The sequence below is a fragment of the Mycobacterium sp. SMC-21 genome (genome assembly GCF_045310825.1).
Taxonomy (GTDB): domain Bacteria; phylum Actinomycetota; class Actinomycetes; order Mycobacteriales; family Mycobacteriaceae; genus Mycobacterium.
In genome coordinates this window covers 57,153-82,604 of the sequence record NZ_JBJIAO010000019.1, presented here as the reverse complement: position 1 = coordinate 82,604, position 25,452 = coordinate 57,153, and the positions used below count along the sequence as shown (strand labels likewise).

Below are 25,452 nucleotides of genomic sequence, written 5' to 3'. Positions count from 1 at the left end.
GCCGTTGACGGGGACTGGACAAACTGTGCCGCAACGGATTTGGTGCGGGCATCTTGGGATTCAGATTATCCGCGGTGGAGCGTTGGGGATGGATAGCTGCGACGAATCGGCTTCGGCGGGGTGCGGCGCGTTGCTTGCCGGCGGCTGATGGCGCTTCGGCGGCCTGTTCGTTGCCGGCAATGCCGCCGTGGTCACGAAGTTGCCGCCGGTGCGGAGCCCGAAGCGTCGAGTCGGTTGACCAGAGGGGTTGTGACGGTAGCGAACAGCTTGGCATCGCCGTAGGCGCGGGCGGACAGCATCGCGCCGTGCACCGTGGCCATGAACATCTCCGCGTCGACGCGGGGACTTGTCTCGATTCGAATCAGTTTCTGCTCGGCGCCGCGTTCGAGAACCGACGTCAGCCACGCCGACAGTGCGCGAAAGTGAGCGGCCACCTCGTTGGCGACTTGTTCTGGGAGGGAAGGAAGTTCGGCGGCCAGAAGGGCGCAGACACAAAACGGATGCGTCGCGTCGGCGATGCAGGTACGCCAGTAATCGACATAGCTGCGGAGCCTGCCGACGGGATCGTCGACGTGGCGTTCTATCTCGGCCAGTCCGGAGAGGGCCTCCTGTCGGTAACGGCTCACCACTGCGCAGACCAGATCGGCCTTGGTGGCGAAGTGGTGGTGAATGCTCGGCTTGCGGATGCCGATTTCGTTCGCGATATCGGCGTAGCTGAATCCGTTGTATCCCCCAGCGATGATGAAACGTCTTGCATGAGCAAGGATTTCGTCTGCCGTCGATGGAGATTGTGCCACGATTCGCAGCCTACCTTCTAGTAGGTAGGCAGTCAAACTTGAAGCGGATGACGGTGGTGGATTGCCCTAACCGGCGCCGCCGCTGCCCCGAAAATCTGTTGGCTTCGCCATTGCGCGTGTGGATGCTGTGTCGAGTGGAAGCACTCGCTCATTGGCCGTCGTTGAACGATCAGGTCGCGCTGGCCAACGAACTGTACAGCTCACCCGTAGGCGAACAGAAGGTCGCCGACTGGCTCGCTGAGCAGGTCCGCCTGGTCCACGATGTCGACTTCGCCCAGGACTTCGCCGCACATGTCCAGCTACCGGGCATCGGGCCACTGGAGTACGCCCACCGCCACGTTCGCACCACTCTCGGCGAGCTGCTCGGCGGGATCCGGTTCTACTCACGCAACATCGCCCGCCCGTTCGTCGACGTCCTCGCCCACAGCTTCGACGACCTCGACGCCCTCGCCGACTGCGTACTGGGCGAATGGTCAGTCTTCAGCCCACGCTACCTGCGCCTACGTACCGCGCCCGGGCTCCTCACCGGTAGACCAGGGGTCATCCTCGACGAGACGATTCACCTCGCCCGATACCGGGACATGCCCCCTGCCGACGGCCGCGTCGTCCTCGACCGTTTCGAGGATCCCGAGGACGCCATCGCGCTCGTCGAAGCTCGCTATGCCGCTGTGGCCGCCACGGACCCGACTCTGGCCAACAACCTGTCCATCGCAACACCAGATGAGCTGCGGTACTGGCACCGTAGCGATCAGCTCCGCGCCGTGCGCCGTCAGGACACAACGATCGGTGTCCTCGCCGTCGCGCCCGGCGCGATCGGGTGGATCACTGGTGAGGAAATCAACGAGGAAGTCATCAGCGATGCTCACGCAGGCCACCGGTACGCGGCCTCAGCGCAAAGCGCCTGGGCTCACTGCGTTGCCACGGATACCGACCAGCTGCTGATCGGCACCATCGACCGCCATAACCACGCCTCACGTGCGACCGCTCGACGGGCCGGCCGACCGAGGGCCCTCGACGACGTCTTCATAGCGATTGCAAAGTGACAGAATTTTGAGAATTCCTATCCTTCTGATCGAGCGGCCCGCCGGGCCAGCGCACGCCGAGTATCGCCGACCCGATCGAAAGCGGCGATGATGTCGTAGTCCACGATTCGTGGCGTTCGCCTTCGCGTTTCAGACGGCCACCTCGTTGAGCTTGCCGGTCGCCACGTCGAAGATGAAGCCCCGCAACGATTCGTGTTTGGTCACGAACGGGTTGGCCTCGATGCGGCGCAGCGACTGGCGCACGTCCTGAGCGATGTCAGAAAAGGCTTCGGCGGCCCATGCGGGTTTCAGGCCGGTTTCGTCCTGTATGGCCTTCTTGAAGTCGTCATCGGTGAAAGTCAGCATGCCGCAGTCCGTGTGATGAATCAGGATGATCTCTCTGGTGCCCAGTAGCCGTTGGCTGATCGCCAGGGAACGGATTTCGTCGTCGGTGATGACGCCGCCAGCGTTGCGGATGACGTGCGCCTCACCCTCTCTGACTCCCAGGATGCGGTACACGTCCAGTCGGGCGTCCATGCAGGCGACGACCGCGACGTGCTTGCTCGGGGGTAGAGGCAGCGGGCCGGTGAAGGACTCGGCGTATGCCTGATTGTTGGCGAGGTATTCGTCGGTGACGGTCACGCGCAGATTCTCCTGTTCGCGTTGCTGACGGCTTGCCTTCGCAGTTGAGCGTATTGACAGTCCCGACGGGGTGGGAGGGTGGAAATCAGTCTGATCCTGACGATTAGGACTCTTGGGGTCCGCGCCATTTGCGGACGGTGCCCCTTCTCGCTGGACGGCGGGAAGGCGTGTCCTGGACGCGAGACCGGCACAACTTTTAGTTGCATCGCCTAGGATTTCGGAGTGCCCGATATGGATCGCCGTAGCGTCATGATGATGGCCGGGCTGGGCGTGGCTGCGGCCGTGCTGCCCCCGGCCAAGGCCGGAGCCCAGCCGAACGCGGTGTCACCGGGCCCTGGATTCGCCCCGGCCGCACCAGCAGGCTCGGCCGGCGCGCCGGTGATGCTGTTCCAGGACGAATTCAACGGCCCCGCGGGCGCGCCGCCAGATCCGGCGTGGTGGTTCATCGTGCCTGAGCGTGAGGTCATCCGGAGTCCTGTCGAGTGGGATCAGCCGTACAACATGGGTCGATACGTGACCGACCAGGAGCACGTGTTCCAGGACGGCAAGGGCAACTTGGTCATCCGAGCGACCCGAGGCCCCGGTGCGAACATTCAGGAGCGTTACGCCAGCGCCAAGATCGTCGGTAACTGGCGCGGTGGCATCGGCACCACGTGGGAGGCCCGGGTCAAGCTGAATTGCCTGACCGACGGTGCCTGGCCGGCTTTCTGGCTGCTCAACGACGATCCGGCTCGCGGCGGCGAGGTCGATCTGGTGGAGTGGTACGGCAACCGGGATTGGCCATCGGGGACCACCGTGCACGCCCGGTTGGACGGGACGTCGTTCGCCACCGACCCGCACCCGTTCGACAGCGGCTGGCATACGTATCGAATGACCTGGCAGCCCAGCGGAATGTACTTCTGGAAGGACTACGCGCCGGGTATGGAGCCGTTCTGGTCGGTGCCGGCCAATTCGCTGGACGACTGGCCGTTCAACGATCCGGGTTACACCCTGGTCCCGGTGTTCAACCTCGCGGTGGGTGGCTCGGGTGGGCGCGAACCAGGTGGCGGCCAATACCCGGCCGAGATGCTGATCGACTGGATTCGCGTCTTCTGATCAATCGGCCGGCAACGGTCGGCGCCCGCCGTGGCTGGCTCGGTTCTGCAACGTGTCACAGCTGGCCGCGGTACACCTATCGCCGGCTTCTCGGGAGGCTTGGGCCAGCATCGCGCATTTCGAACTACCAGCGCAGCATCGGCATGGGGTGCAGCGGGTGCTTCAGAGTCCAGCTTGCGGCGGTCCGAACGAGCAGTGCCTGAAAGCCGAGATACGGGAATGCTTGCACGACTTGGGCGATGTCGGTGCGGGGCACTCCGCTGCGGATGAGTCCGCGTGATACGTCGATGCGATCCGCGACGCGAAAAGTCTCGGTCCACCGGTCCTCGCAGGGACGCAGCTTGTGATGCCACTCGACCATCTGTCGGGCGCGCTCGACGTTGTCGACGCCGTAGGCAGATGCCAACTCATCGACGTACTGAAGTGACGGTTCGATGTAGTCCCAGCCGGTGGTCCAGACGCCGATGTCGTGCAGGGCCCACGCCAGTGCGACATCGTCGGGAATCACGTTCAACTGCAACAGTATTCGCTGGTAGTTGAGGCAGCGGTAGACGTGGTTGCGGTACCGCTGCGCGTCGGGTCCCAGGAACTCGTGAAAGCGGGCCAGCACGTCGTCGGTGACGGCGTGCGCGTCGATCAGTTGGGTCATTGGTGGTCTCATCGGGTCGTGGCGAGCGTCCTACATTCGATGCTCTTTGCGAACAGGGGTGTCTCGACGGTGTTGTGCCGGGCGATCGATACCTGACTTCCGGTAGCGGCCTGATCGGCTGTGATGCCGTGGTGCTGGAGAAACTCAAGATACTCGGTGGTGGGCAGGATGAGGACCCTGTTGGTCAGGGTGAGTTCCCGCGTGACCGTCGGCGCCCGGTCACGGCGACGGCTGCCACCGCGATGCAGATGGCGGTGCCGAGGAAGGCGATGCGCCGCGATGGTCGGTGGTCGGGACCGGGCGCGTGCGTTGTCTGCGCGGTCGACAGCCGCGCGGGGGCGGGTGTCGGGACACCGCTGCTCACCGCGGCCAGTGGGTCGACGACGCCGCGTCCCACCTGGGGATTCCAACCATCGGCCGGGTGGCGTGCGGTGTCTTCGATGCGGGCCATCACCTGGCGGGCGGACAATTGCGGCAGTCGCGAACGCACCAGTGCGACAACACCACTGACGACGGGTGCGGCGTAGCTGCTGCCCGACAGCGGGCGCCCGTCGGGCCGGCTGTCGACCAGTCCGTCGCCCTGCGCGCTCAGTGACACCACCGACTCGCCGGGCGCGGCGACGTCGACCCAGGGTCCGGCCAGGCTGAATGGCGACGGCGTCCCGTTCGGGCTGACCGATCCGACGGTGAGCACGTAGTCGTCGTACCAGCCCGGGCTGACGACGGTGTGCACCGTGTCCCAGTCCGGCGTGCCCGGCCGTTTGGGATCGGACAGCGGGTTCTGCCCCGCGCAGTCACCGCTGGCGTTGCCCGCCGCCGCGACGACCACGACATTGCGGACATCGACCGCATAGGCCAGGGCGGCGCCCAACGACCGGTCGTCGAGCGGGTCCGCGGCGGGCATGCAGGCGACCGACGAGATGTTGATGACAGTGGCGCCCGCGTCGGCGGCCGAGCGCACCGCACGGGCGAGCGTCTCGACATCACCCACCCCTGATATCTCATGATCGTCGGTCAGCCGGAACTTGTTGCTGGACTGTCGAATCGCCAGGATCGTGGCGTCGGGTGCCGCACCGCTGAAGGTCCCGTTGTCCGGGGCAACGGCGCCGATCAGTCCGGCGATCGCCGTACCGTGGCCGTCGCAGTCCTGCGTACCGTCCCCGGACGAGACGTAGTCACCGCCGGCGACCAGGCGGGGGAGCAGTCGGTGCCGGGCCACGCCGGTGTCGATCACTGCCACCAGCTGTCCGCTGCCGCGGGAAAGCGGCCACACCGCAGCAAGATTGAGCATGTCGGGTTGGTCTGCGGGACGGGCATCAGCCGGCTTCGCCGTCGCACACCGGTCCGATTGTTCGGTCCTACCGGGCGGCGCCGGGGCCGCGGGTCCGGGAAGTTGGCTGTGATCAACCGGTTTCGGCGCGATGGCATGTGCGCACGGAGCGGCCGACGCGATGGTGATCGTCAAGGCGACAGCGATGACCCGTCGCAGGGCGCTCACAGGCCACGCGCCAGGCGGAAAACATCTGCGGTCCAGAGTGCGCATGCCGGCACGGCGACCAGTGCCACGTATTCGAGATGTACAAAGCCTCGGCCCACCGTGGCACTCACCCGTCCGATCCGCTGAGCGCCCAGCACCACCGCGATGACGCCGCCGCCGAGCCAGGCGGCCCAGCCGGGGAATGCCATCGCGGTGACGACCAAAGCCGCAGTGGTACAGACCATTCCCGCGACCATGACCGCCCACCGCCGTGCCGGATGCCGATAGGACGGTGCCCGCAGCGCAATCGCGGCCGTCGCCACCCAGATGAACACCACCGTCGAGGTCCGGGACTCATGGACGGCGCCCATTGCAACCACGACGGCGCCGGCCGCCGCGGCAGCGGCCGCGCCCACGACCATCGCCGTGAGCACCCGCTGCGCCAGCTCGATCCGTTGCGGATCGCCGTCGGTGACCGTCGCCGAGCGCGGCGTGAGTCCCGCGACGGTGACAGCGCACCGCGGCGCGGCCGACAGCACCACAAATGCCGCCACGGTGGTGGCCACCCCGGTACTGGCCAGCGCCACCGACCACGTGCTCGCCGCAACGGTCGCCACCATTGTCGGCATCGTAAAGGCCACGGCCGCAACGGATACGGGAAACACACCGATCCGTAGCAGAACGAGGGCCACCGCGAACGCCGTCGCCGATCCGAGCAGGACGTTGGGCGCCGCCGGGCCACCCGGTACGGCCGAGAAACCCGCCGCGAAAGCGAGCACGACGGCGGCGGCCGGCCACGCCGCCCGGCCGGACCGCCATGACATCGCCACTGCAGCCAGCGCACCACCGCAACCGACAGTGGCTGCCGTGAAGTGGTCGCCGCGCGCAGCAGACCAGAGCAGCAGCACGGACGCGGCGGTCACCGCCCACAGACAGAGCACGGGCCCGACCAGATGGCCGGTGGCATCGCGAGGCGCCTGGTCGGCGGCCATGGTCGCCGTGTGCCTCCGGAGCGTGCCGAACTCCGGCACCGTGCTTCGCCGCAGCTCCAGGATGTCACCGTCGCGAACTCCGTTTTGCCGCAACGATAATGACCCGTCGATCGGATCCCCGGCAGCCCGGCTCAGGTGCCAACTCACGCCTTCCGGCGCGCGCGCATGTGCCAGCGCCACGATGTCAGGGAGCAACGCGTCCACCGCGGCGCCCGCAGGCAGCACCAGATCGGTGGTGTCGCTGGTGCGTTCACTGTCGGTCCGTACGGATAGCCGACACACTGCTTCAGACATCGCGCCCCCCGGATCGACATGCCGATCTCACCGTAACCGCGAATCGGGTCCCTACCCGACACGAAAATCGATGGAACCGAACGGTGTCGGGGTACGTCTGATAGTTCGATGGAATTCACCAGAGTCGCACGATCTCCCGTAGTCCCAGTGGATGCGGAAGACATCGAGGTCCGGACACCACCACAGGTGCCGCGATTGTCGTCGGGCAACGTCGTCACCCGAGTCGCACCCGTGCTCATGCTGTTGGCGATGGCCGGCATGATGGTGTTCTACTTCCGTTCGGGTTCGGCCACCGGCCGGAATCCGATGTTCCTACTGTTTCCGGCGATGATGGTGCTGTCGCTGGTCGGCAGCACTGTCCTCGGGTCGCGCGGTGCGCGCCGGGCAGGTGAGATCGACGCAGATCGGCGTGAGTACCTGGTGTATCTCGACGCGATCGGTGAGTGCGCGGAGCGAACCGCAGCCGAGCAGCATCGGGTACTACATCAGAACCACCCGCCGCCTGACACGCTGTGGACGCTCGCCGGCTCCGAACGGATGTGGCAACGCCGTTGGAACGACGACGATTTCACCGAAATCCGCGTCGGGATCGGGGAACGCCCACTCAACACCAGACTCGTTCCGGTACCCGCCACCGGCGACGGGACGACGGATCCGCTGACCGCCTCGGCACTCGATCGGCTGCTACGAACCGCCGCGACCGTGCCCGATGTCCCGGTGACGGTCGTCGTCAATCGGCTGCGGCGGATCGACGTCGGCGGCGATGATCCACGGGGACAGGCGCGCGCCATGGCGTGCCAGCTGGCTATGTGGCATGGACCCGACCAGCTGAAGATCGCCGCGGTCGCCGGATCGGCCGAGTGGGACTGGCTGAAATGGCTACCGCACCACTATCGCTCGGGCGTGCTCAGCGGGCAGCCGCTGCGGTTTACGGACCTCGGTGCCGTCACTGCCATCGCCGGGTGTCATCTGGTGGTGCTGGTCGACAGTCCGGCGGCCGCCGTCTTCGTGGACACCGACGCGGTGACACTGCTGGTGCTCGGCGCGCCGGGTACGGCGTCGACGCTTCCGCCCTGCTCGACCGCCGACGTGCTCACGGCCGCACAAGCAGAGACCTGCGGACGACGTGTGGCGCGCTACCGCCTGGCCGTCGGTGCGGACAACGCACGCCGACACCATGATCGGACGACGTTCGTCGGCGTGGACGTGGCGGGGGACGGGTGGCCGATTCGTCCGGCCCGGCATCGGCTGCGGGTGCCGATCGGTACCGACGACACCGGTGCGACGGTCGAGCTCGACCTCAAGGAACCGGCCGAGCACGGCATGGGTCCGCACGGCTTGTGCATCGGCGCAACAGGTTCCGGCAAATCCGAGTTCCTGCGCACCCTGACCCTGGGTCTGATCAGCACCCACTCGCCGGACGAGCTCAATCTGATCCTCGTCGACTTCAAAGGCGGTGCAACGTTTCTCGGCTTCGAACAGGCCAACCACGTCGCGGCCGTCATCACCAACTTGGCGCAGGAAGCACATCTGGTCGCCCGGATGCACGACGCCCTCGCCGGCGAGCTGACACGGCGCCAAGGACTGTTGCGGGCGGCCGGGAACCTGTCCGGAATCGGCGACCACCGGCGGGCACGCGCGGCGGGCGCCGACCTGCCACCGCTGCCTGCCCTGTTCATCGTGGTCGATGAGTTCTCCGAATTGCTCAGCCAGCATCCGGATTTCGCGGAGCTGTTCGTCGCCATCGGCCGCCTCGGTCGATCACTGGGCGTTCATCTCCTGCTGGCCAGCCAGCGTCTCGACGAGGGTCGCCTGCGCGGACTGGACACCCACCTCTCGTACCGGGTCTGCCTCAAGACGTTCTCGGCGGCGGAGTCGCGGGCCGTCATCGGGGTCACCGACGCACACGAGCTGCCCGGAACGCCGGGTGCGGGGTTGCTGCGCACCGCAGACGGAAAGCTGGTGCGATTTCACACTGCATTCGTCTCGGGGCCGGTCCCACAGAGCCACGACGAACGCCCGGTTCCGCGCCTGTTCACCGTCGAGGCCCCGGTGGTCACGCCTGACCCGCCGGCCGGGCCGACGCTGATGGACACGACCTTGCGCCGGCTGACCGGTCGCGGTGCGCGCGCTCATCCGGTCTGGCTGCCGCCCCTCACGAATTCGCCCGCGTTGTCCGAGCTGCTGGCGGCCGGCAGCGAAGGCGGTCCGCTGCGGGTCCCGATCGGATTAGTGGACAACCCGTTTCAGCAGCGCCGCGAGCCGCTCGTTGCCGACCTCAGTGGGTCCGGCGGGCACGTGGCCATCGTGGGCGGCCCGCGCTCGGGGAAATCCGTTGCGCTGCAGACGTTGCTACTGGGCCTCGCTGTGACCGCGCCTGCCGACGGCCTCAGCGTCTACGGCCTCGATCTGGGCGACGGTGCGCTGACGGCGTTGCGACAGCACCCGCACGTCGGCACCGTCGCCGGTCGGAACGAGCCGGAGTTATTGCGGCGCATCGTTTCCCAGCTGGCCTCGCTGTGCCGCCGGCGCCAGGACTTCCGGCAGCAGTACGGCCCCGAAGCGCCCTTTCCGGACAGTTACGGTGAGGTCGTCCTGGCCGTCGACGGTTGGGCCACGCTGCGTCGTGAATTCGATGCGCTGGAGGAGCCCATCACCGCCATGGCCGCGCAGGGCCTGTCGGTCGGGATCCACGTGGTGCTGACCGCGAATCGGTGGGCAGAACTGCGGCCGATGCTGAAAGACCACATCGGCACCCGGGTCGAATTGCGGCTCGGTGACCCGAGCGAGTCCGAAATGGACCGCCGCCGTGCCCATCTGCTCACCACCTGCCCGCCCGGCCGGGGCCTCACCAGAGACGGCAAGGAGTTCGTGGTCGCGCGGCCCGAGCTCGACCGGATCGCCACCAATCAGTCCCCGGCGCCCCGGATCGAATTGCTTCCGCAACGCGTGGAATACGCCGCGCTCGCGGCCACCGCCGAACGCCCGCCGCGGTACGTCATCGGCGTATCCGAAGAGGACCTGCAACCGTTCGCCCTGGACATGAGCGTCGATCCATATCTGATCCTGTTGGGCGACACGGCGTGCGGCAAGACCTCGGCGTTACGGACGCTGTGCCGCGCGATCGTCGACCAGACCGATCCCGCACAAACCCAGCTGCTGATCGTCGATTTCCGGCGATCGTTATTGGGGGTGGTGGAATCGCCGCACCTGTGCGGCTATGCGATGTCGGCCGTGACGACCGCCGCCGAGCTCGACGCGGCGCTGTCCCTGCTCACCGCCCGGCTGCCGGGCCCTGGCATCACTCAGCGGCAGTTGCGGGACCGGTCCTGGTGGTCCGGTCCCGAAATCCACGTCGTGGTCGACGATTACGACCTGGTCGTGGGCGCCGCGGGAAATCCGTTGGGCCCCTTGCTCGACCTGTTGCCGCACGCCGCGGACATCGGGCTCCACGTCGTGGTCGCCCGCCGCTCCGGTGGTGCCGCACGCGCGATGTTCGACCCGCTGCTGTCGCGCATGCGGGACCTGGGCGCAACGGACATCGTCATGAGCACCAGCCCGGAAGAAGGGCCGCTGCTGGGCGCGGCACGGCCGATGACGCTGCCGCCCGGCCGGGCCGTCGTGGTGCGGCGCGGTCAACCTGACCAGCTGATCCAGATCGGCTGGACCGAGCCGCCATGACGGTTGTGGTGGTCGGACCGAACACGATCCGCGGGCCGGGAGACATCGACGCCGACCTGGTCTCGTCCGCTTTGGAGTGCGTCGACGAACCGCTGGGCCTGCTGCGTGCGGCGGTCCTTCCCGCCCAACGCATCTGGCGCGACGTCATGGCCGCGGCGGCAGGCACCGCGTCGGCCATCACGGTGGTTTGCCCGACATGGTGGTCGCCGGCGAGGATCGAGCGAGTTCGGACGGCGGTCCCCACCAGCGTTTCTCACGTCGTCATAGAGCGCAGAACCGATGCCCTCCGAGCGGCCGGCGGCGAACCCGATTGCGCGGTCGTCGAACTGGGGGAGGACGTCGTGACGATCTCCCGCCCAGGGGCGTACGCCTCCGTCGTGCGGCGCACCGGGAGCGACACCGCGGAGGCGGTCATCGCACGAATCACCTGGGATACCCCGCTGGTGATCGACGCGCCCATCGGCGTTCCCGGCGCTGCACCCCTGGCCGCCGAAATACAAGCGCTGCTGCAGGATCAGGGCGTCCCCGCACAGATTCTGAGTTGCGCCGATCTGCTCGACCAGGCCGACGAGGACAGCACCCGCAGCGCAGCAGAGACCCGTTCACCGCGGGCGCGCATCGCGATTGCCTTCGCCGCGGCTGTCGCGGTCATCGGCGCTGGGGCACTGGGCCTGTCCAACAGAGACGCCCCAGCGCCGCCGGTCGCCGCTGTCGCTGACCCGGAGCTCACGTGGCTCGTGGAAGGCCGGGTGGCGGTACAGATCCCGGTGCGGTGGACGGTCGATCGGGCACTCGCGGGCGCGGGATCAGCCCGGCTGCAGATCATTTCGCCCGACGACCGCGGCCAGATCATCCACCTCACCCAATCGTTCGTACCCCGGGAGCAGACGCTCGACGCGGCGGCGCGATCGCTGCGGGAGGCGTCGGCGAAGCTGCCCGACGGGGTCATCGTGGATTTCCAGGAGGCCGGCGTCAGTGCCGGGCGCGCGGCGGTGCGGTACCGCGAGGTACGCGACGGGCGGACGGTCGAGTGGTCGGTGCTGCTCGATGGGCCGGTCCGGATCGCCGTGGGATGCCAGGGTGCGTCGGTCCGCTCGGCCTGTGACGCCGCGATCCGCTCGGCGCGCCGGACCGACTGAAAAACCTGGGCGGCAATGGAACCGAACGCCGTCGGCAAACGTCTGAATAGTCAAACCCAATCGAGAGGAAATCATGACAGCTCCGGAAAGTGGCGCTCTGACTACAGATTTCGATCTGATGACGGGGATCGCCGGCAAGGTCGAGGTCCGCAACGAGGAGATTCGGGCCATGCTCGGAAACTTCATCGGTCAGATGACGGCCATCCCGCCGACGGTGTGGGGCGGTGCCGCGGCGACCCGATTCCAGGACGTGGTGAACCGGTGGAACGGCGAATCGATGAAGCTGCACGCGTCACTGCAACGCATCGCCGAAACCATCCGCTCGAACGCGGCGGTGCTGAGTCAGGCAGCCGATTCCCATGCCCAGCGCATCGGCGCCACCGGTCAAGCGATCTGACGGGACAAGGCATATGCAACCGGCACTGTCGTACCACTTCGGCGAGATCGAATTCACCGTCCGCCAACAAATCCATGCCACATCGGCACGGATGAACACGTCGCTGGAAGAGCTCCGGCACCTCGTCGCACCACTTCAGCAGACGTGGACCCGCGAGGCGGCCGAAGCCTTCCAGGCCGAGCAGGCCCGCTGGAACCAGTCGGCGGCCGCCCTCAACGACATCCTGCACAGCCTCGGCAATGCCGTCCGTGACGGCGCCGATGAGATCGCCGCGACCGATCGGCGCGCGGCGGGCGACTGGGTCTTCTAGCCCAACCAAGCCCTGTGTGGTCCTGCCCCCGGAGGAGAGCCGGGGGCAGGACCACACAGTCATGGCCGCGCTCGGGACCCAACGTGTGTCCTGGAACACCCAGGTCGACTACCCTGGCGGCCACGCAGGTGTGTATCCGACCTGCGAGGAGTGTGAGTGTCGTGGGAACCAGCCGCACCGAGGGGTCGCCGGCCGGCTCGACGCTGCGCGCGGTGCACCAGCGGTTCGTCACCGGCGAGATCGACGCCCAGCACCTGGACCCCGCGGCCGTCCGTCCCGTCATCGCCGACAGCTGGCGCCGCAGCCTGGCCACGGGCGTGGACCCCGACCTCGGCGGTGCGCAGTTCACGCCCGTCGTGCCCAAGACCCTGGACCAGCTGCGCGCCGAACAACCCATCGCGGCCGCCTTGCCGGTGATCCGGAAACTGCTGGTCGAGGACGCCAAGGACAGCGGTGTCATGGTGGCGGTGGCCGCCGCCGACGGCACCCTGCTGTGGGTCGAGGGCGACAAGACGGCCCTGAGCCGGGGCGAGGCCATGAACTTCGTGGCCGGCGCCAACTGGAGCGAGCGCAGCGCCGGCACCAACGCTCCGGGCACCGCGCTGGCGCTGGACCGGGAACTGCAGATCCACGGCTCGGAACACTTCGCCCGCCTGGTGCAGCCCTGGACCTGCACGGCGGTGCCGGTGCACGACCCGACGACGGGCGAGCTCATCGGCTGCGTCGACCTCACCGGTGACAGCCAGATTGCCTCGGCCCAGACCCTGGGCCTGGTGCGCGCGACGGTGATGGCCATCGAGAACCACCTGGCGCTGCAGCGGCTGCTGCAGCCCACGCCGAGTCCGGTGACCATGGCTCGCCTGACGGTGCTGGGCGGTGACCGTCCGCGCTGGGTCGCCACCGGCGACGACGGACAACCGCGCCAGCACACCCTGAGCGGCCGGCACGCCGACATCCTGGTTCTGCTGAGCCGTCATCCCGAGGGTCTGAGCGCCGACCATCTCGCAATGTTGTTGGACGACAACGATCTTGACTCGGTCACCATCCGCGTCGAGATGTCCCGCCTGCGCCGGGTCATCGGCGCCCAGTACGTGGCGTCGCGGCCCTACCGGCTGCTCACCCCGATCGACAGTGACGTCGCCGATGTCTTCGCCGCGCTGCACCGCGGTGATGTCGACGCCGCGCTGTCCCACTACTCGGGTGCGCTGCTGCCGCAGTCGGTGTCGCCGGCGATCGCCCGGTTGCGCACCGAGCTGGGGGAGAGCCTGCGGACCGCGGTGCTGTCGGCGTCCGCGGCCGGACATGTTGGCCTGTTGCGCCGGTGGCTGGCGCTGCCCGACGGCCGCGACGACCGGCACGGCTGGCAATTGCTGCGCAACCACCCATCCGCGGACGCCGTCGTGCGGGCGCAGGCGGTCGGGCACCTGGCGGGATTGGACGCCGACCTCGGCTGACGGGCTCCGGTTCCATCGCGTTCAACGATGCAACTGTGTTGCAACCCACTTCTGCGTACCGTTAGTGACCAGCAGCACATCTGTGTTTTGTCACCCACTGGAGGAGTGAACCCATGACTGTTTACGCGCGTCCCGGTGCCGAGGGTTCGGTGATGACCTACCCGGCCCGCTACGACAACTTCATCGGCGGCGAGTGGGTGGCACCCGCTGCCGGTCGCTACTTCGAGAACCGTACCCCGGTCACGGGTGAGGTGTTCATCGAGATTGCCCGCTCGGACGAATCCGACATCGAGAAGGCGCTGGACGCCGCGCACGCCGCCGCGCCGGCCTGGGGCAAGACCTCGCCGGCCGCCCGCGCCCGGGTGCTCAACCTCATCGCCGACCGCATGGAGCAGAACCTCGAGGCCATCGCCGTCGCCGAGTCCTGGGACAACGGCAAGCCGGTCCGCGAGACCCTGAACGCCGACATCCCGTTGGCCGTCGATCACTTCCGCTACTTCGCGGGCGTGCTGCGGGCCCAGGAAGGCTCGATCTCCGAGATCGACGACGACACCGTCGCCTACCACTTCCACGAGCCGCTCGGCGTCGTCGGCCAGATCATCCCCTGGAACTTCCCGATCCTGATGGCCGTCTGGAAGCTGGCCCCCGCGCTGGCTGCCGGCAACGCGATCGTGCTCAAGCCCGCCGAGCAGACCCCGGCGTCGATCATGTACCTGTTCTCGCTCATCGGCGACCTGCTGCCGGCGGGTGTTGTCAACGTGGTCAACGGTTTTGGCGTCGAGGCCGGCAAGCCGCTCGCGTCGAGCAACCGCATCGCCAAGATCGCCTTCACCGGTGAGACCACCACGGGCCGGCTGATCATGCAGTACGCCAGCCAGAACCTGATCCCGGTCACCCTGGAGCTGGGTGGCAAGAGCCCGAACATCTTCTTCAACGACATCATGGCCGCCAACGACGACTTCCAGGACAAGGCGCTCGAAGGCTTCACCATGTTCGCGCTGAACCAGGGCGAGGTCTGCACCTGCCCGTCGCGCAGCCTGATCCAGGCCGACATCTTCGACGAGTTCCTGGCGCTGGCCGCCATCCGCACCAAGGCCGTCCGCCAGGGCGACCCGCTGGACACCGAGACCATGATCGGCGCGCAGGCCTCCAACGACCAGCTGGAGAAGATCCTGTCCTACATCGAGATCGGCAAGTCCGAAGGGGCACAGCTGATCACCGGTGGCGAGCGGGCCGAGCTGGGTGGCGACCTCAACGGCGGCTACTACGTGACGCCGACGGTGTTCTCCGGCCACAACGGCATGCGCATCTTCCAGGAGGAGATCTTCGGGCCGGTGCTGTCGGTGACGTCGTTCAAGGACTACGACGACGCCATCTCGATCGCCAACAACACCCTGTACGGCCTCGGCGCCGGCGTGTGGTCGCGCAACGGCAACGTCGCCTACCGGGCGGGCCGCGACATCAAGGCCGGCCGCGTGTGGACCAACTGCTACCACATGTACCCCGCGCACGCCGCGTTCGGCGGTTACAAGCAGTCCGGAATCGGCCGCGAGAACCACAAGATGATGCTGGACCACTACCAGCAGACGAAGAACCTGCTCGTCTCGTACTCGACGAAGGCCCAGGGGTTCTTCTGACGAGCGCTCGCGCGAGGAAACGAGCACTCTGATGAGCGAGCGCGCAAGGAAACGAAGCGCGTAGCTCCCACGAACCGCGAGCGCCCGCGTACCCCCCGAATGCGCGGGCGCTCGCTTCCTTTCTCGGTCGACGCTTTCCAAAAGCGTTCGGCGACACAATGATCAAGGACGGCACCAGAAGACTCCTGGGGGGCAGGCCAATTCGGCATCCGCCATCCCTCTTTCAGGAGTTCGCAGTGTCCATCACCAACCCACCCAGTGAGCACTCCGCTCGCGGTGTCGAAGAGCACGTCGAGAGCAACGAATACCTCGCGAAACGTCAGCTGAAGAAGGGCACGGCCGGCTGGCTGCTGCTCGCCGGACTCGGCGTCAGCTACGTGGTGTCCGGGGACTACTCCGGCTGGAATTTCGGTCTGGCACACGGTGGTTTCGGTGGCCTCGCCATCGCCGCCGTGATCATCGCCGGCATGTACCTGGCCCTGGTGCTGGGCATGGCCGAGCTGTCCTCGGCGCTGCCGGCCGCCGGCGGCGGTTACACCTTCGCCCGTCGTGCCCTGGGCCCGTGGGGCGGTTTCGCCACCGGCACCGCGATCCTCATCGAGTACTCGATCGCCCCCGCCGCCATCGCGACGTTCATCGGCGCCTACGTGGAATCGTTGGGGCTCTTCGGGATTCACAACGGCTGGTGGGTGTATCTGGCGGCCTACGCGTTCTTCATCGGCATCCACCTGTCCGGTGTCGGTGAGGCGCTCAAGGTGATGTTCGTGATCACCGCCATCGCGCTGCTGGGTCTGGTGATCTTCGCGGTCTGTGCCATCGGGCAGTTCGACGTCTCCAACCTGACCACCATTGCGGTCGACGTCAACGCGGCCGGGGCTTCGGCGATCCTGCCGCACGGCTACCTCGGCATCTGGGCCGCCATCCCGTTCGCCATCTGGTTCTTCCTGGCGATCGAAGGCGTGCCGCTGGCCGCCGAGGAAACCGCGAACCCGGAGAAGAACGTGCCGCGCGGCATCATCGCGGCGATGACGGTCCTGCTGGTCACCTGCGCCGTCGTGCTGGTGCTCACCACGGGTGTCGGTGGCGCGCAACAGATGTCGGCCTCGGGCAACCCGCTCGTCGAGGCGCTCGGTTCGGGCGTCGGCGCCAAGCTGGTCAACTACATCGGCCTGGCCGGACTGATCGCGAGCTTCTTCTCGATCATCTACGCCTACTCGCGTCAGCTCTTCGCCCTGTCCCGGGCGGGCTACCTGCCGACCCAGCTGTCGGTGACCAACTCCCGCAAGGCGCCGACACTGGCGCTCATCGTCCCCGGCGTCATCGGCTTCCTGCTGTCGCTGACCGGCAAGGGCGACCTGCTGCTGAACATGGCGGTCTTCGGTGCGGCCGTGAGCTACGTCCTGATGATGGTCAGCCACATCGTGCTGCGCCGCCGCGAGCCGAACATGCCGCGGCCGTACCGCACCCCGGGCGGCATCGCCACCACCGGCTTCGCGCTCGTCATCGCCGTCGTCGCGGTCATCGCCACCTTCCTGGTCGACCCCAAGGCCGTGGGCCTGTGCCTGCTGGTGTTCTGCGCCTTCATGCTCTACTTCGCGGTCTACAGCCGGCACCGTTTGGTGGCAAACTCTCCTGATGAAGAGTTCGCGATGCTCGCAGAAGCCGAGGACGAGCTGAAATGAAGTACCACCAGCGGATTTCGGGGGTGAACCACACCTTCGACGGGCTTGTGGATTTGATGGCCAAGGCCACGCCGCTGCGTTCCGGTGATGAACTCGCCGGGTGCGCGGCCCACAACGACGCCGAGCGGGCTGCCGCGGCGTGGGCACTGGCCGAGCTTCCGCTGGACACCTTCCTCAATGAAGCGGTGGTGCCGTACGAGACCGACGAGGTCACCCGCCTCATCATCGATTCCCATGACCAGCAAGCGTTTTCGGAAATCTCCCACCTGACGGTGGGAGGTTTCCGGGACTGGCTGCTGGACGCGGTGGCCGGCGACGACGCCGCCGCCAAGATCGCGGCCGTCGCCCCCGGCATCACGCCGGAGATGGCGGCAGCGGTCTCCAAGATCATGCGGAACCAGGACCTGATCGCCGTCACCGCGGCCACCCAGGTGCACGCGGCCTTCCGCAGCACCATCGGGTTGCCGGGCACCCTGGCCACCCGGCTGCAGCCCAACCACCCGACCGACGATCCGCGCGGCATCGCCGCCGCCGTGCTCGACGGACTCCTGATGGGGTGCGGCGACGCCGTCATCGGCATCAACCCGGCCACCGACTCGCCGCAGGCCACCGCCGACCTGCTGCACCTGCTCGACAACATCCGCAGCCGCTACGACATCCCGGCGCAGTCGTGCGTGCTGTCGCACATCACCACCACGATCGGCCTCATCGAGGCCGGCGCCCCGGTGGACCTGGTGTTCCAGTCGGTGGCGGGCACCGAAGGCGCCAACAAGGCCTTCGGTGTCGACATGGCGCTGCTGCGCGAAGGCAACGAGGCCGGCCGCTCCCTGAACCGCGGGACCGTCGGCAACAACGTCATGTACCTGGAGACCGGGCAGGGCTCGGCGCTCAGTTCGGGCGCGCACCTCGGCACCGGTGGGCGGCCCGTCGACCAGCAGACGCTGGAGACCCGCGCCTACGGCGTCGCCCGCGCGCTGGACCCGCTGCTGGTCAACACGGTCGTCGGCTTCATCGGGCCGGAGTACCTCTACGACGGCCGGCAGATCATCCGGGCCGGGCTCGAGGACCACTTCTGCGGCAAGCTGCTCGGGCTGCCGATGGGCGTCGACGTCTGCTACACCAACCACGCCGAAGCCGACCAGAACGACATGGACACCCTGCTCACGCTGCTGGCCGCGGCGGGTTGTGCGTTCGTCATCACGGTGCCAGGCGCCGACGACGTCATGCTCGGCTACCAGAGCCTGTCGTTCCACGACGTCGTGGCGGTCCGCCGGACACTCGGTTTGAAGCCGGCTCCGGAGTTCGACGCCTGGCTCAAGAAGGTCGGTATGACCGACGATTCCGGCAAGCTGACCAAGTTCGATCTGCAGCGCTCGGCGCTGCGGGCGCTCACCGCGGCGGGATGACGATGACCGAAGATCTCGCAATCCAGGAGTTCTGGGACGAGCTCCGCAAGACCACGCAGGCCCGCATCGGACTGGGCCGGGCCGGCAATGCGCTGCCCACCCGGGAAGTCCTCGAACTGGCCGCGGCGCACGCCGCCGCCCGCGACGCCGTCCACGAGCCCCTCGACGTCGAGTCCCTCGCGGCCCGCGTCCGGGAGATCGGCATCGGTGAACCGGCGGTGGTACGCAGCCAGGCCGAGTCCCGCAGCGAGTACCTGCGCCGCCCCGATCTCGGCCGGCTGCCGGCGACGCCCATGGACGTCCCGGAAACCCCGGCCGACATCGGCTTCGTCCTGGCCGACGGGCTCTCGCCCTACGCCCTGGCCAAGCACGGTCCGGCGCTGCTCGCCGAGCTCGTGGCGCGGCTGGGCGACCAGTACACGCTGGCGCCGCCGGTGATCGCCACGCAGGCCCGCGTGGCGCTCGGCGACCACGTCGGCGCGGCGGCGAAAGTGCGCACGCTGCTGGTGATCATCGGGGAGCGGCCGGGCCTGTCGGTGGCCGACAGCCTGGGCATCTACCTGACGCATCTGCCGATGCCGGGGCGTACCGACGCAGACCGCAACTGCATCTCTAACATCCACCCGCCCGAGGGGCTCGGCTACGCCGAGGCCGCGACGGTCGCGGCGGGGTTGGTGTCGGGTGCCCGCGCGCTGGGCCGGTCCGGCGTCGACCTCAAGGACACCTCCCGCGACACCTCCCTGGAAGCGCCCAGCGCCGCCGAGCTCACCTGAGATCCGTTCGATGTCAGCAGGTGCCTTGGTTGGGTGTTTCTAGGTGATTCTGTCCCAGTGGCGATTTGGCCCCCGGAACTCTTGGTGCCTTTTCGTATGCTGTGATTAGAGGTGGCGACGGCGTGGGTGTGGGTCGTTGTGAGTCTCAGTGAAGTGTGGGTGTCCTCCCGGTGGTTGAGTTTTGTGCTGTTGAGCGCCGTACGCGGCCAATTCAACTGTGCTGGGGGGAGAAGCTCGTTATCAGGCTGTGGAGTTGGGATGAAGAGCGCCTGCTCAAAGACGCTTCTGATGGGTTCGTGATCGAGACATCCCTGCACGACGGAATACAGCCCGAGTACTACAGCATCTCAGTCTTTGCCCTGACGTACACCCAAGGTGAAACCATCGCCGACCTTGTAGATCGACTAACCGCGCACGCCGCTGAATATCGGCGATTCAAGTGGTACTGCCTTGTAACGGAGTCGGAACTTACTGATGCCGGTTTCCAGTTGATACTGAATGAGCCGCCTGACGATCACTACGACATTCCTCTTGGGAAGGACGCGATCGATCTTGAGAGAGTGACGGATTTGGCGGTGCTGTTCGGTGACGAGAAGATTAGGATGCGGTCATGAGCTCGCCAGTAACGATCAAGGCAGGCGAAAGCACGCTCAACATCCGGGTTGAGGTGAACCCGAACGCCTACCACGGGGATAATTGGAACCCAGAGATGTACGTCGCCCGTTTCCGCGACGCTTCTGCTATCCCTTCCGTTGGCGACGTCGTCACTGTGATCCAACCTGATGACGATCCCTCAGCTGATTTCGTCAGTACTGCCGTCGTCGCCGATGTTGACCGTGCACGGCACCTGATCACACTTTGTGTTGATTGGAAGGGCTTCCACGACGTGGAGCCGAATCGATCGCCTGTGCTCGACGAGTCACGCACCGTGACGGTTAGCTATCGATCCGAAATGCTCTTTGCGTCCGGGTTCTAGTAGCTGCTGGGCCCTGGAGAGAACAAACCTAACTCCTCACCAGGCTGGACCAGGTAGACGATGCGTGATGGACACTCATTGGGACGGGAGTTGCTGAATGGCGAAGCTCAGGCAGGGTGGGCACGAAGTGCTGAACCTCGTCAACGGCAACTACCTCATGGCCCATCTGCAAACCGCAGCGTTCCAGAAGTTTCGTCAAGGGCAGGGCTTCTTCATTACATTTTTCGGTGGAACAGGTAACGCGGGGGAGCCGCTGCCAACGAGTTCGCTGTGGTGCCCGCCGGATACTCCTCTCCAGTTCTCCTATGACGCTTATGACGAGCCCGTTGAGATCAATGCCGAGCTGCTCGACAGGATCCTCAGAGGTATGAATGACCCAATCGGAGTCGTGGTGAGTGGCGCCGGCGAGATCATTTGGCCCTTCACTGTGCTGCACACGGAGCGTCATCCTCCAGCGGCTGCGACTGAGTAAAAAGGCCGAGACCGCCAATGTGGCGGTGGCGGGGCATCCGCAACTACGCCTCGGCGTCCAATTGCGTTAGACCCGAACATGAGTCAATGATCCCGGGCGTATGCCCGACCCTCTCTGCACTCGACCGACCTGCCACGCTCGCCACTAGCTGGCCGAATGTGGAATACACCGAGAAGGTCTTAGGCCTGGAACGGACCGCGGACGGCTCTTGGCTCGCATTAGCGTAGTCGCCGCTCGTGGTGCGCGGTTTCAGATCACACGGGCGAGGCTTTGGGGAAACCGTCGACGTCGAGTGGTGGCGATCCTGACCCGCTGCGCGTTTTGACCTGCGGTGACGCACCCGGGTAAGCTCCCACGTTGGTGCGCTGCAGGCCGTCAGGCCAATGCTTCCCGGGTCACCGTCGGTCGCCGGGAAATCGCAGGTCGCGTACTTGACCGGCACCCGGATAGCACCGGGACTCAACCCGAGAAGAAGAGGTATAGCTGTGCCTACATTCACGCCGAAGGCGGGTGACACCACGCGTAAGTGGTACGTCATCGACGCCCAAGACGTGGTGCTCGGCCGGCTCGCCGTGGAAGCAGCCAAGCTGCTCCGCGGCAAGCACAAGCCGACGTTCACGCCCAACTCCGATGAGGGTGACTTCGTCATCATCATCAACGCCGAGAAGATTGCCCTGTCGGGCAAGAAGCTCACCGACAAGTTTGCTTACCGTCACTCGGGTTTCCCGGGCGGTCTGAGCAAGCGCTCCATCGGCGAACAGCTGGTGAAGCACCCGACCCGCACCGTTGAGAACGCGATCGTCGGCATGCTCCCGCACAACAAGCTGTCGCGCCAGGTGCAGAAGAAGCTGAAGGTGTACGCGGGTCCTGATCATCCGCACGCCGCGCAGCAGCCGATTCCGTTCGAGATCAAGCAGGTGGCCCAGTGACTGAAGTTGATGTGACTGAAGTGGCCGAGGTGACCGAGTTCGACGCGGCCGAAGAGTCGGCCCCCCGCGAGCCCGTCTACATCGACCGTCCGATCCAGACCGTTGGCCGCCGCAAGGAGGCCGTCGTCCGCGTTCGCCTGGTGCCCGGCACCGGCAAGTTCAACCTGGACGGCCGCAGCCTGGAGGACTACTTCCCGAACAAGGTGCACCAGCAGCTGATCAAGGCCCCGCTGGTGACCGTCGACCGCGTCGACACGGTGGACATCTACGCCCACCTCGACGGTGGCGGCCCCTCGGGCCAGGCCGGCGCGCTGCGTCTGGCCATCGCCCGTGCGCTGATCCTGGTTCAGCCCGAGGATCGTCCGGCACTCAAGAAGGCCGGGTTCCTGACCCGTGACCCGCGTGCCATCGAGCGCAAGAAGTACGGCCTCAAGAAGGCCCGCAAGGCGCCTCAGTACAGCAAGCGCTGATCGTTTCTGCTCGTGGGCGGGCGTGTCGCAGTCTGGACACGCCCGCCTTCGGCGTTTCATGGGGTCATCTGAAGGACGAAAGAAGGTTCATGAGTCGGCTGTTCGGCACCGATGGCGTCCGTGGCGTCGCAAACCGTGATCTGACCGCGGAGTTGGCGTTGGCGCTGGGTTCAGCTGCCGCCCGCCGGCTCTGCTCGACCTCCGGCGCCGGCCGTTGCGTCGCAGTCGTCGGACGAGATCCCCGGGCCAGTGGCGAGATGCTGGAGGCCGCGGTCATCGCCGGCATCACGAGCGAGGGCGTCGACGTGCTGCGGGTCGGCGTGCTGCCGACCCCCGCGGTGGCGTACCTGACGGCGTCGTATGACGCGCAGCTCGGCGTGATGATCTCCGCCTCGCACAACCCCATGCCGGACAACGGCATCAAGATTTTCGGTACCGGCGGGCACAAGCTCGATGACGACACCGAGGACCGCATCGCCGAACTGGTGGCCGCCGGTCCGGGTACCCGGCCGACGGGCGCCGGCATCGGCCGCGTGCTCGACGCCTCCGACGCACTGGACCGCTACCTCACCCACGCCGCCAAGGCCGCGGTCGCGCCGCTGGCCGGACTGACGGTCGTCGTCGACTGCGCGAACGGCGCCGCCTCGGCGGCCGCCCCGCAGGCATATCGAGCGGCCGGAGCCACAGTTATAGCGATCAACGCCGAGCCGACGGGCCTCAACATCAACGACGGCTGCGGCTCCACCCACATGGCGCAGCTGCAGCAGGCCGTCATCGACCACGGCGCCGACCTGGGCCTGGCCCACGACGGCGACGCCGACCGCTGTCTGGCCGTCGACGCGTCGGGCGCCCTCGTCGACGGTGACGCGATCATGGTGGTGCTGGCGCTGGCCATGCGCGACGCCGGCGAGCTGGTCTCGAACACCTTGGTGGCGACCGTGATGAGCAACCTCGGCCTGCACCTGGCGATGCGCGAGGCCGGCATCGAGGTGCGCACGACGGGCGTGGGGGACCGGTACGTGCTCGAAGAGCTGCGCGCGGGACGGTTCTCGCTCGGCGGCGAGCAGTCCGGCCACATCGTGATGCCCGAGCTGGGCACCACGGGCGACGGCATCGTCACCGGACTGCGGCTCATGTCGCGCATGGCGCAGACCGGGTCGAACCTGGCGCAGCTGTGTGCGCCCATGAAGACGTTGCCGCAGGTGCTGATCAACGTCGAGGTGGCCGACAAGGCCACGGTGGCCCAGGCGCCGGCGGTGCAGACCGCGGTCGCGGAAGCCGAGGCCGAACTCGGTGACACCGGCCGAATCCTGTTGCGTCCCTCCGGAACCGAACAGGTGGTCCGGGTCATGGTGGAAGCCGCCGACGAGGACACGGCGCGGATGGTGGCGTTCCGCGTCGCCGAGTCGGTCAGCGAACAGCCCTAGCGCCTATCCGGTGCGCGGCATGTGGTCGCGATAGTCGACGGCCTGGTGGACGAGCGTCAGATCGGCGTCATCGAGCGGGAACTGGTGTGACCGGACGGCGTCGAGGACGGCGTCGAACCGGCGCATCACGCGCGGTGTGGTGATGCCGAACCGGGCCAGGGACGCGTCGTTGGGTGGTTCCGCACCCGGCGCGCAGCCCAACACGAAGGTGAGGATGCCGCGGTCGTACCAATCAAGGTGCATCGTTGTCTCCCTCTCCAGCAACATGATTCAGCATTCGACATAGTTCACCGGCACGTTGACCGCGAGGCCGCCGGTAGAGGTTTCCTTGTACTTCGACAGCATGTCGGCGCCCGTTGTCCGCATGGTCTCGATGACCTGGTCCAGCGAGACGTAGTGGGCGCCGTCGCCGCGCAGTGCCATGCGGGCCGCGTTGATGGCCTTGCCGGCCGAGATCGCGTTGCGCTCGATGCACGGCACCTGGACGAGCCCCTGGATGGGGTCGCAGGTGAGGCCGAGGCTGTGTTCCATCGCGATCTCGGCGGCGTTCTCGACCTGTTTCGGTGTGCCGCCGAGGATTTCGGCGAGGGCGCCTGCCGCCATCGACGCCGCCGAACCGACCTCGCCCTGGCAGCCGACCTCGGCGCCGGAGATGGACGCGCGCTCTTTGTAGAGCGAACCGATGGCTCCCGCGGTCAGCAGGAAACGCACCGCGGTGCCATCTGGATCCCGGCGGCCGGCCCGGGTGTAGTGCACGGCGTAGTGCATCACCGCGGGCACGATACCGGCGGCGCCGTTGGTGGGGGCGGTGACGACCCGGCCGCCGGATGCGTTCTCCTCGTTGACCGCCAGCGCGACGAGATTGACCCAGTCCTCGGCGAATTCGGGCTGTTTGTTCCAGTCCTCGGCATTGAGCCGCTCGAACCAGTCCCTGGCGCGGCGGCGCACCCGCATGGGCCCGGGCAGGTAACCGTCGCGCGCGATGCCGCGCACTTCGCACTCGACCATCACGTCGCGGATGTGCAGCAGCCGGGCCCGGACCTCGTCGGCGGTGCGGGTCTGGCATTCGACGGCGAGCATCAGATCGCTGATGCGGCAATCACGTTGGTGGCAGAGCTCGAGCAGTTCCTTGGCGGAGTCGAATGACAGCGCCTGGGCCGTGGTGGTCCGGGCGTCGGGTTCGAGGCTCTCGGCCTCGGTGACGACGAACCCGCCACCGATGGAGAAGTAGGTCTGCAGGTGCAACTCGGCGCCGTGTGCGTCGACTGCGGTCAGCGTCATGCCGTTGGGGTGGAAGGGCAGCACGGTCAACGGGCGCAGGACCATGTCGGCCTCGGTGAGCGCGATCGCCCGCAGCCCGCCGAGCATGATGTGGCCGCTGGCCCGCATCTCTTCGACGCGCCGTTCCATCACATCGGTGCGGATCTCCTCGGGGTGGTTGCCCTCGAGGCCGAGCAGGATGGCCGTCATGGTGCCGTGGCCGGCTCCGGTCGCCGCCAGCGAGCCGTAGAGATCGACGCGGACGCCTGCCACGCCGGCGGTGCCGCCGAAGGCGCCGATTGTGTGCAGATCATCGACGAATCGGGCCGCGGCCCGCATCGGTCCGACGGTGTGCGAACTCGACGGACCGATGCCGACGGAGAACAGGTCGAACACGCTGATGGTCATCGGAACTTCCCCTTTCGATGTCCATAGACGGGCTGATAGACGAGTGATATATTAGTTACGTCA

At 67.0% G+C, this 25,452-nt stretch carries 24 protein-coding genes; 17 read left to right on the top strand and 7 right to left on the bottom strand.

Features of this window, described 5'->3' with window-relative positions; translation table 11 throughout:
• Positions 1-191: 191 nt before the first annotated feature.
• On the bottom strand, positions 192-833 hold the full coding sequence (locus ACJH6H_RS18590; protein WP_406775550.1) for a TetR/AcrR family transcriptional regulator: 642 nt from the start codon (positions 831-833) through the stop codon (positions 192-194).
• A gap of 98 nt (positions 834-931) precedes the next feature.
• Here ACJH6H_RS18590 and ACJH6H_RS18585 point away from each other — a divergent pair, with 98 nt between their 5' ends.
• On the top strand, positions 932-1,840 hold the full coding sequence (locus ACJH6H_RS18585) for a hypothetical protein (protein ID WP_061007220.1): 909 nt from the start codon (positions 932-934) through the stop codon (positions 1,838-1,840).
• Positions 1,841-1,969: 129 nt separating this feature from the next.
• On the opposite strand, the gene ACJH6H_RS18580 is transcribed toward ACJH6H_RS18585, so the two are convergent.
• Complete coding sequence (locus tag ACJH6H_RS18580; RefSeq protein WP_061007219.1) at positions 1,970-2,461, bottom strand: carbonic anhydrase; 492 nt, start codon at positions 2,459-2,461, stop codon at positions 1,970-1,972.
• Positions 2,462-2,692: 231 nt separating this feature from the next.
• On the opposite strand from ACJH6H_RS18580, the gene ACJH6H_RS18575 reads away from it, so the two are divergent.
• Positions 2,693-3,556: a glycoside hydrolase family 16 protein gene (locus ACJH6H_RS18575; RefSeq protein WP_267324347.1), complete on the top strand. Its 864-nt coding sequence runs from the start codon at positions 2,693-2,695 to the stop codon at positions 3,554-3,556.
• A gap of 124 nt (positions 3,557-3,680) precedes the next feature.
• Here ACJH6H_RS18575 and ACJH6H_RS18570 read toward each other — a convergent pair whose 3' ends face one another.
• The 3 genes from ACJH6H_RS18570 to eccD all read right to left on the bottom strand — a co-directional run bounded on the left by ACJH6H_RS18570 (position 3,681) and on the right by eccD (position 6,968).
• Entirely contained in the window at positions 3,681-4,205 is a 525-nt protein-coding gene (locus ACJH6H_RS18570; RefSeq protein ID WP_061007217.1) for a hypothetical protein, read from the bottom strand.
• Between the two features lie 184 nt (positions 4,206-4,389).
• A complete protein-coding gene (gene mycP / locus ACJH6H_RS18565; protein WP_061007216.1) occupies positions 4,390-5,748 on the bottom strand; it encodes a type VII secretion-associated serine protease mycosin in 1,359 nt (452 codons plus the stop codon).
• A complete protein-coding gene (gene eccD, locus ACJH6H_RS18560; protein ID WP_406775549.1) occupies positions 5,700-6,968 on the bottom strand; it encodes a type VII secretion integral membrane protein EccD in 1,269 nt (422 codons plus the stop codon). The genes mycP and eccD overlap by 49 nt, the downstream gene beginning before the upstream one ends.
• A 108-nt stretch (positions 6,969-7,076) precedes the next feature.
• On the opposite strand from eccD, the gene eccCb reads away from it, so the two are divergent.
• The 15 genes from eccCb (at position 7,077) to glmM (ending at position 23,721) form a co-directional block, all read left to right on the top strand.
• Entirely contained in the window at positions 7,077-10,649 is a 3,573-nt protein-coding gene (gene eccCb, locus ACJH6H_RS18555) for a type VII secretion protein EccCb (protein ID WP_406775548.1), read from the top strand.
• On the top strand, positions 10,646-11,788 hold the full coding sequence (locus tag ACJH6H_RS18550) for a type VII secretion-associated protein (protein ID WP_406775547.1): 1,143 nt from the start codon (positions 10,646-10,648) through the stop codon (positions 11,786-11,788). Before eccCb ends, ACJH6H_RS18550 begins: the two co-directional genes overlap by 4 nt.
• A 73-nt stretch (positions 11,789-11,861) precedes the next feature.
• Positions 11,862-12,185 (top strand): WXG100 family type VII secretion target, encoded by a 324-nt coding sequence (locus ACJH6H_RS18545; protein WP_061007212.1) that lies wholly within the window; start codon positions 11,862-11,864, stop codon positions 12,183-12,185.
• Positions 12,186-12,198: 13 nt separating this feature from the next.
• Positions 12,199-12,495, top strand: coding sequence for a WXG100 family type VII secretion target (locus tag ACJH6H_RS18540; protein WP_061007211.1), 297 nt, complete (start codon positions 12,199-12,201; stop codon positions 12,493-12,495).
• Positions 12,496-12,656: 161 nt separating this feature from the next.
• Positions 12,657-13,949, top strand: coding sequence for a GAF domain-containing protein (locus ACJH6H_RS18535; protein WP_020101487.1), 1,293 nt, complete (start codon positions 12,657-12,659; stop codon positions 13,947-13,949).
• 113 nt (positions 13,950-14,062) lie between these two features.
• Positions 14,063-15,586 carry an aldehyde dehydrogenase gene (gene adh, locus ACJH6H_RS18530; protein ID WP_020101488.1) on the top strand — a complete coding sequence of 508 codons (1,524 nt, stop codon included), beginning with the start codon at positions 14,063-14,065 and terminating at the stop codon, positions 15,584-15,586.
• 236 nt (positions 15,587-15,822) lie between these two features.
• Positions 15,823-17,268: an ethanolamine permease gene (gene eat, locus ACJH6H_RS18525; RefSeq protein WP_406775546.1), complete on the top strand. Its 1,446-nt coding sequence runs from the start codon at positions 15,823-15,825 to the stop codon at positions 17,266-17,268.
• Positions 17,265-18,674, top strand: a complete 1,410-nt coding sequence (locus ACJH6H_RS18520) for an ethanolamine ammonia-lyase subunit EutB (RefSeq protein ID WP_406775545.1) — start codon at positions 17,265-17,267, stop codon at positions 18,672-18,674. Before eat ends, ACJH6H_RS18520 begins: the two co-directional genes overlap by 4 nt.
• Positions 18,671-19,447 (top strand): ethanolamine ammonia-lyase subunit EutC, encoded by a 777-nt coding sequence (eutC, locus tag ACJH6H_RS18515; RefSeq protein ID WP_406775544.1) that lies wholly within the window; start codon positions 18,671-18,673, stop codon positions 19,445-19,447. Before ACJH6H_RS18520 ends, eutC begins: the two co-directional genes overlap by 4 nt.
• Before the next feature lie 170 nt (positions 19,448-19,617).
• Positions 19,618-20,061: a hypothetical protein gene (locus ACJH6H_RS18510; RefSeq protein WP_406775543.1), complete on the top strand. Its 444-nt coding sequence runs from the start codon at positions 19,618-19,620 to the stop codon at positions 20,059-20,061.
• Positions 20,058-20,423, top strand: a complete 366-nt coding sequence (locus ACJH6H_RS18505) for a hypothetical protein (RefSeq protein ID WP_406775542.1) — start codon at positions 20,058-20,060, stop codon at positions 20,421-20,423. The genes ACJH6H_RS18510 and ACJH6H_RS18505 overlap by 4 nt, the downstream gene beginning before the upstream one ends.
• 97 nt (positions 20,424-20,520) lie before the next feature.
• A complete protein-coding gene (locus ACJH6H_RS18500; RefSeq protein ID WP_406775541.1) occupies positions 20,521-20,895 on the top strand; it encodes a hypothetical protein in 375 nt (124 codons plus the stop codon).
• 485 nt (positions 20,896-21,380) lie between these two features.
• Positions 21,381-21,824 (top strand): 50S ribosomal protein L13, encoded by a 444-nt coding sequence (gene rplM / locus ACJH6H_RS18495; protein WP_064859820.1) that lies wholly within the window; start codon positions 21,381-21,383, stop codon positions 21,822-21,824.
• A gap of 29 nt (positions 21,825-21,853) precedes the next feature.
• Positions 21,854-22,294 (top strand): 30S ribosomal protein S9, encoded by a 441-nt coding sequence (rpsI, locus tag ACJH6H_RS18490; RefSeq protein WP_406775556.1) that lies wholly within the window; start codon positions 21,854-21,856, stop codon positions 22,292-22,294.
• An 89-nt stretch (positions 22,295-22,383) separates the two neighbouring features.
• A complete protein-coding gene (gene glmM, locus ACJH6H_RS18485) occupies positions 22,384-23,721 on the top strand; it encodes a phosphoglucosamine mutase (RefSeq protein WP_406775540.1) in 1,338 nt (445 codons plus the stop codon).
• 3 nt (positions 23,722-23,724) lie between these two features.
• On the opposite strand, the gene ACJH6H_RS18480 is transcribed toward glmM, so the two are convergent.
• Both ACJH6H_RS18480 and ACJH6H_RS18475 read right to left on the bottom strand, forming a co-directional pair.
• Entirely contained in the window at positions 23,725-23,964 is a 240-nt protein-coding gene (locus tag ACJH6H_RS18480; protein WP_406775539.1) for a hypothetical protein, read from the bottom strand.
• 27 nt (positions 23,965-23,991) lie between these two features.
• Positions 23,992-25,389: an L-serine ammonia-lyase gene (locus ACJH6H_RS18475; protein WP_406775538.1), complete on the bottom strand. Its 1,398-nt coding sequence runs from the start codon at positions 25,387-25,389 to the stop codon at positions 23,992-23,994.
• Positions 25,390-25,452 lie beyond the last annotated feature (63 nt).

Bases quoted from the DNA above. Each gene is read 5' to 3' on its own strand.
- ACJH6H_RS18575 (WP_267324347.1), top strand. From the start codon at position 2,693: ATGGATCGCCGTAGCGTCATGATGATGGCCGGGCTGGGCGTGGCTGCG.
- ACJH6H_RS18570 (WP_061007217.1), bottom strand. From the start codon at position 4,205: ATGACCCAACTGATCGACGCGCACGCCGTCACCGACGACGTGCTGGCC.
- mycP (WP_061007216.1), bottom strand. From the start codon at position 5,748: ATGCGCACTCTGGACCGCAGATGTTTTCCGCCTGGCGCGTGGCCTGTG.
- eccD (WP_406775549.1), bottom strand. From the start codon at position 6,968: ATGTCTGAAGCAGTGTGTCGGCTATCCGTACGGACCGACAGTGAACGC.
- eccCb (WP_406775548.1), top strand. From the start codon at position 7,077: ATGGAATTCACCAGAGTCGCACGATCTCCCGTAGTCCCAGTGGATGCG.
- ACJH6H_RS18550 (WP_406775547.1), top strand. From the start codon at position 10,646: ATGACGGTTGTGGTGGTCGGACCGAACACGATCCGCGGGCCGGGAGAC.
- ACJH6H_RS18545 (WP_061007212.1), top strand. From the start codon at position 11,862: ATGACAGCTCCGGAAAGTGGCGCTCTGACTACAGATTTCGATCTGATG.
- ACJH6H_RS18540 (WP_061007211.1), top strand. From the start codon at position 12,199: ATGCAACCGGCACTGTCGTACCACTTCGGCGAGATCGAATTCACCGTC.
- adh (WP_020101488.1), top strand. From the start codon at position 14,063: ATGACTGTTTACGCGCGTCCCGGTGCCGAGGGTTCGGTGATGACCTAC.
- ACJH6H_RS18520 (WP_406775545.1), top strand. From the start codon at position 17,265: ATGAAGTACCACCAGCGGATTTCGGGGGTGAACCACACCTTCGACGGG.
- eutC (WP_406775544.1), top strand. From the start codon at position 18,671: ATGACGATGACCGAAGATCTCGCAATCCAGGAGTTCTGGGACGAGCTC.
- ACJH6H_RS18505 (WP_406775542.1), top strand. From the start codon at position 20,058: ATGAGCTCGCCAGTAACGATCAAGGCAGGCGAAAGCACGCTCAACATC.
- ACJH6H_RS18500 (WP_406775541.1), top strand. From the start codon at position 20,521: ATGGCGAAGCTCAGGCAGGGTGGGCACGAAGTGCTGAACCTCGTCAAC.
- glmM (WP_406775540.1), top strand. From the start codon at position 22,384: ATGAGTCGGCTGTTCGGCACCGATGGCGTCCGTGGCGTCGCAAACCGT.
- ACJH6H_RS18480 (WP_406775539.1), bottom strand. From the start codon at position 23,964: ATGCACCTTGATTGGTACGACCGCGGCATCCTCACCTTCGTGTTGGGC.
- ACJH6H_RS18475 (WP_406775538.1), bottom strand. From the start codon at position 25,389: ATGACCATCAGCGTGTTCGACCTGTTCTCCGTCGGCATCGGTCCGTCG.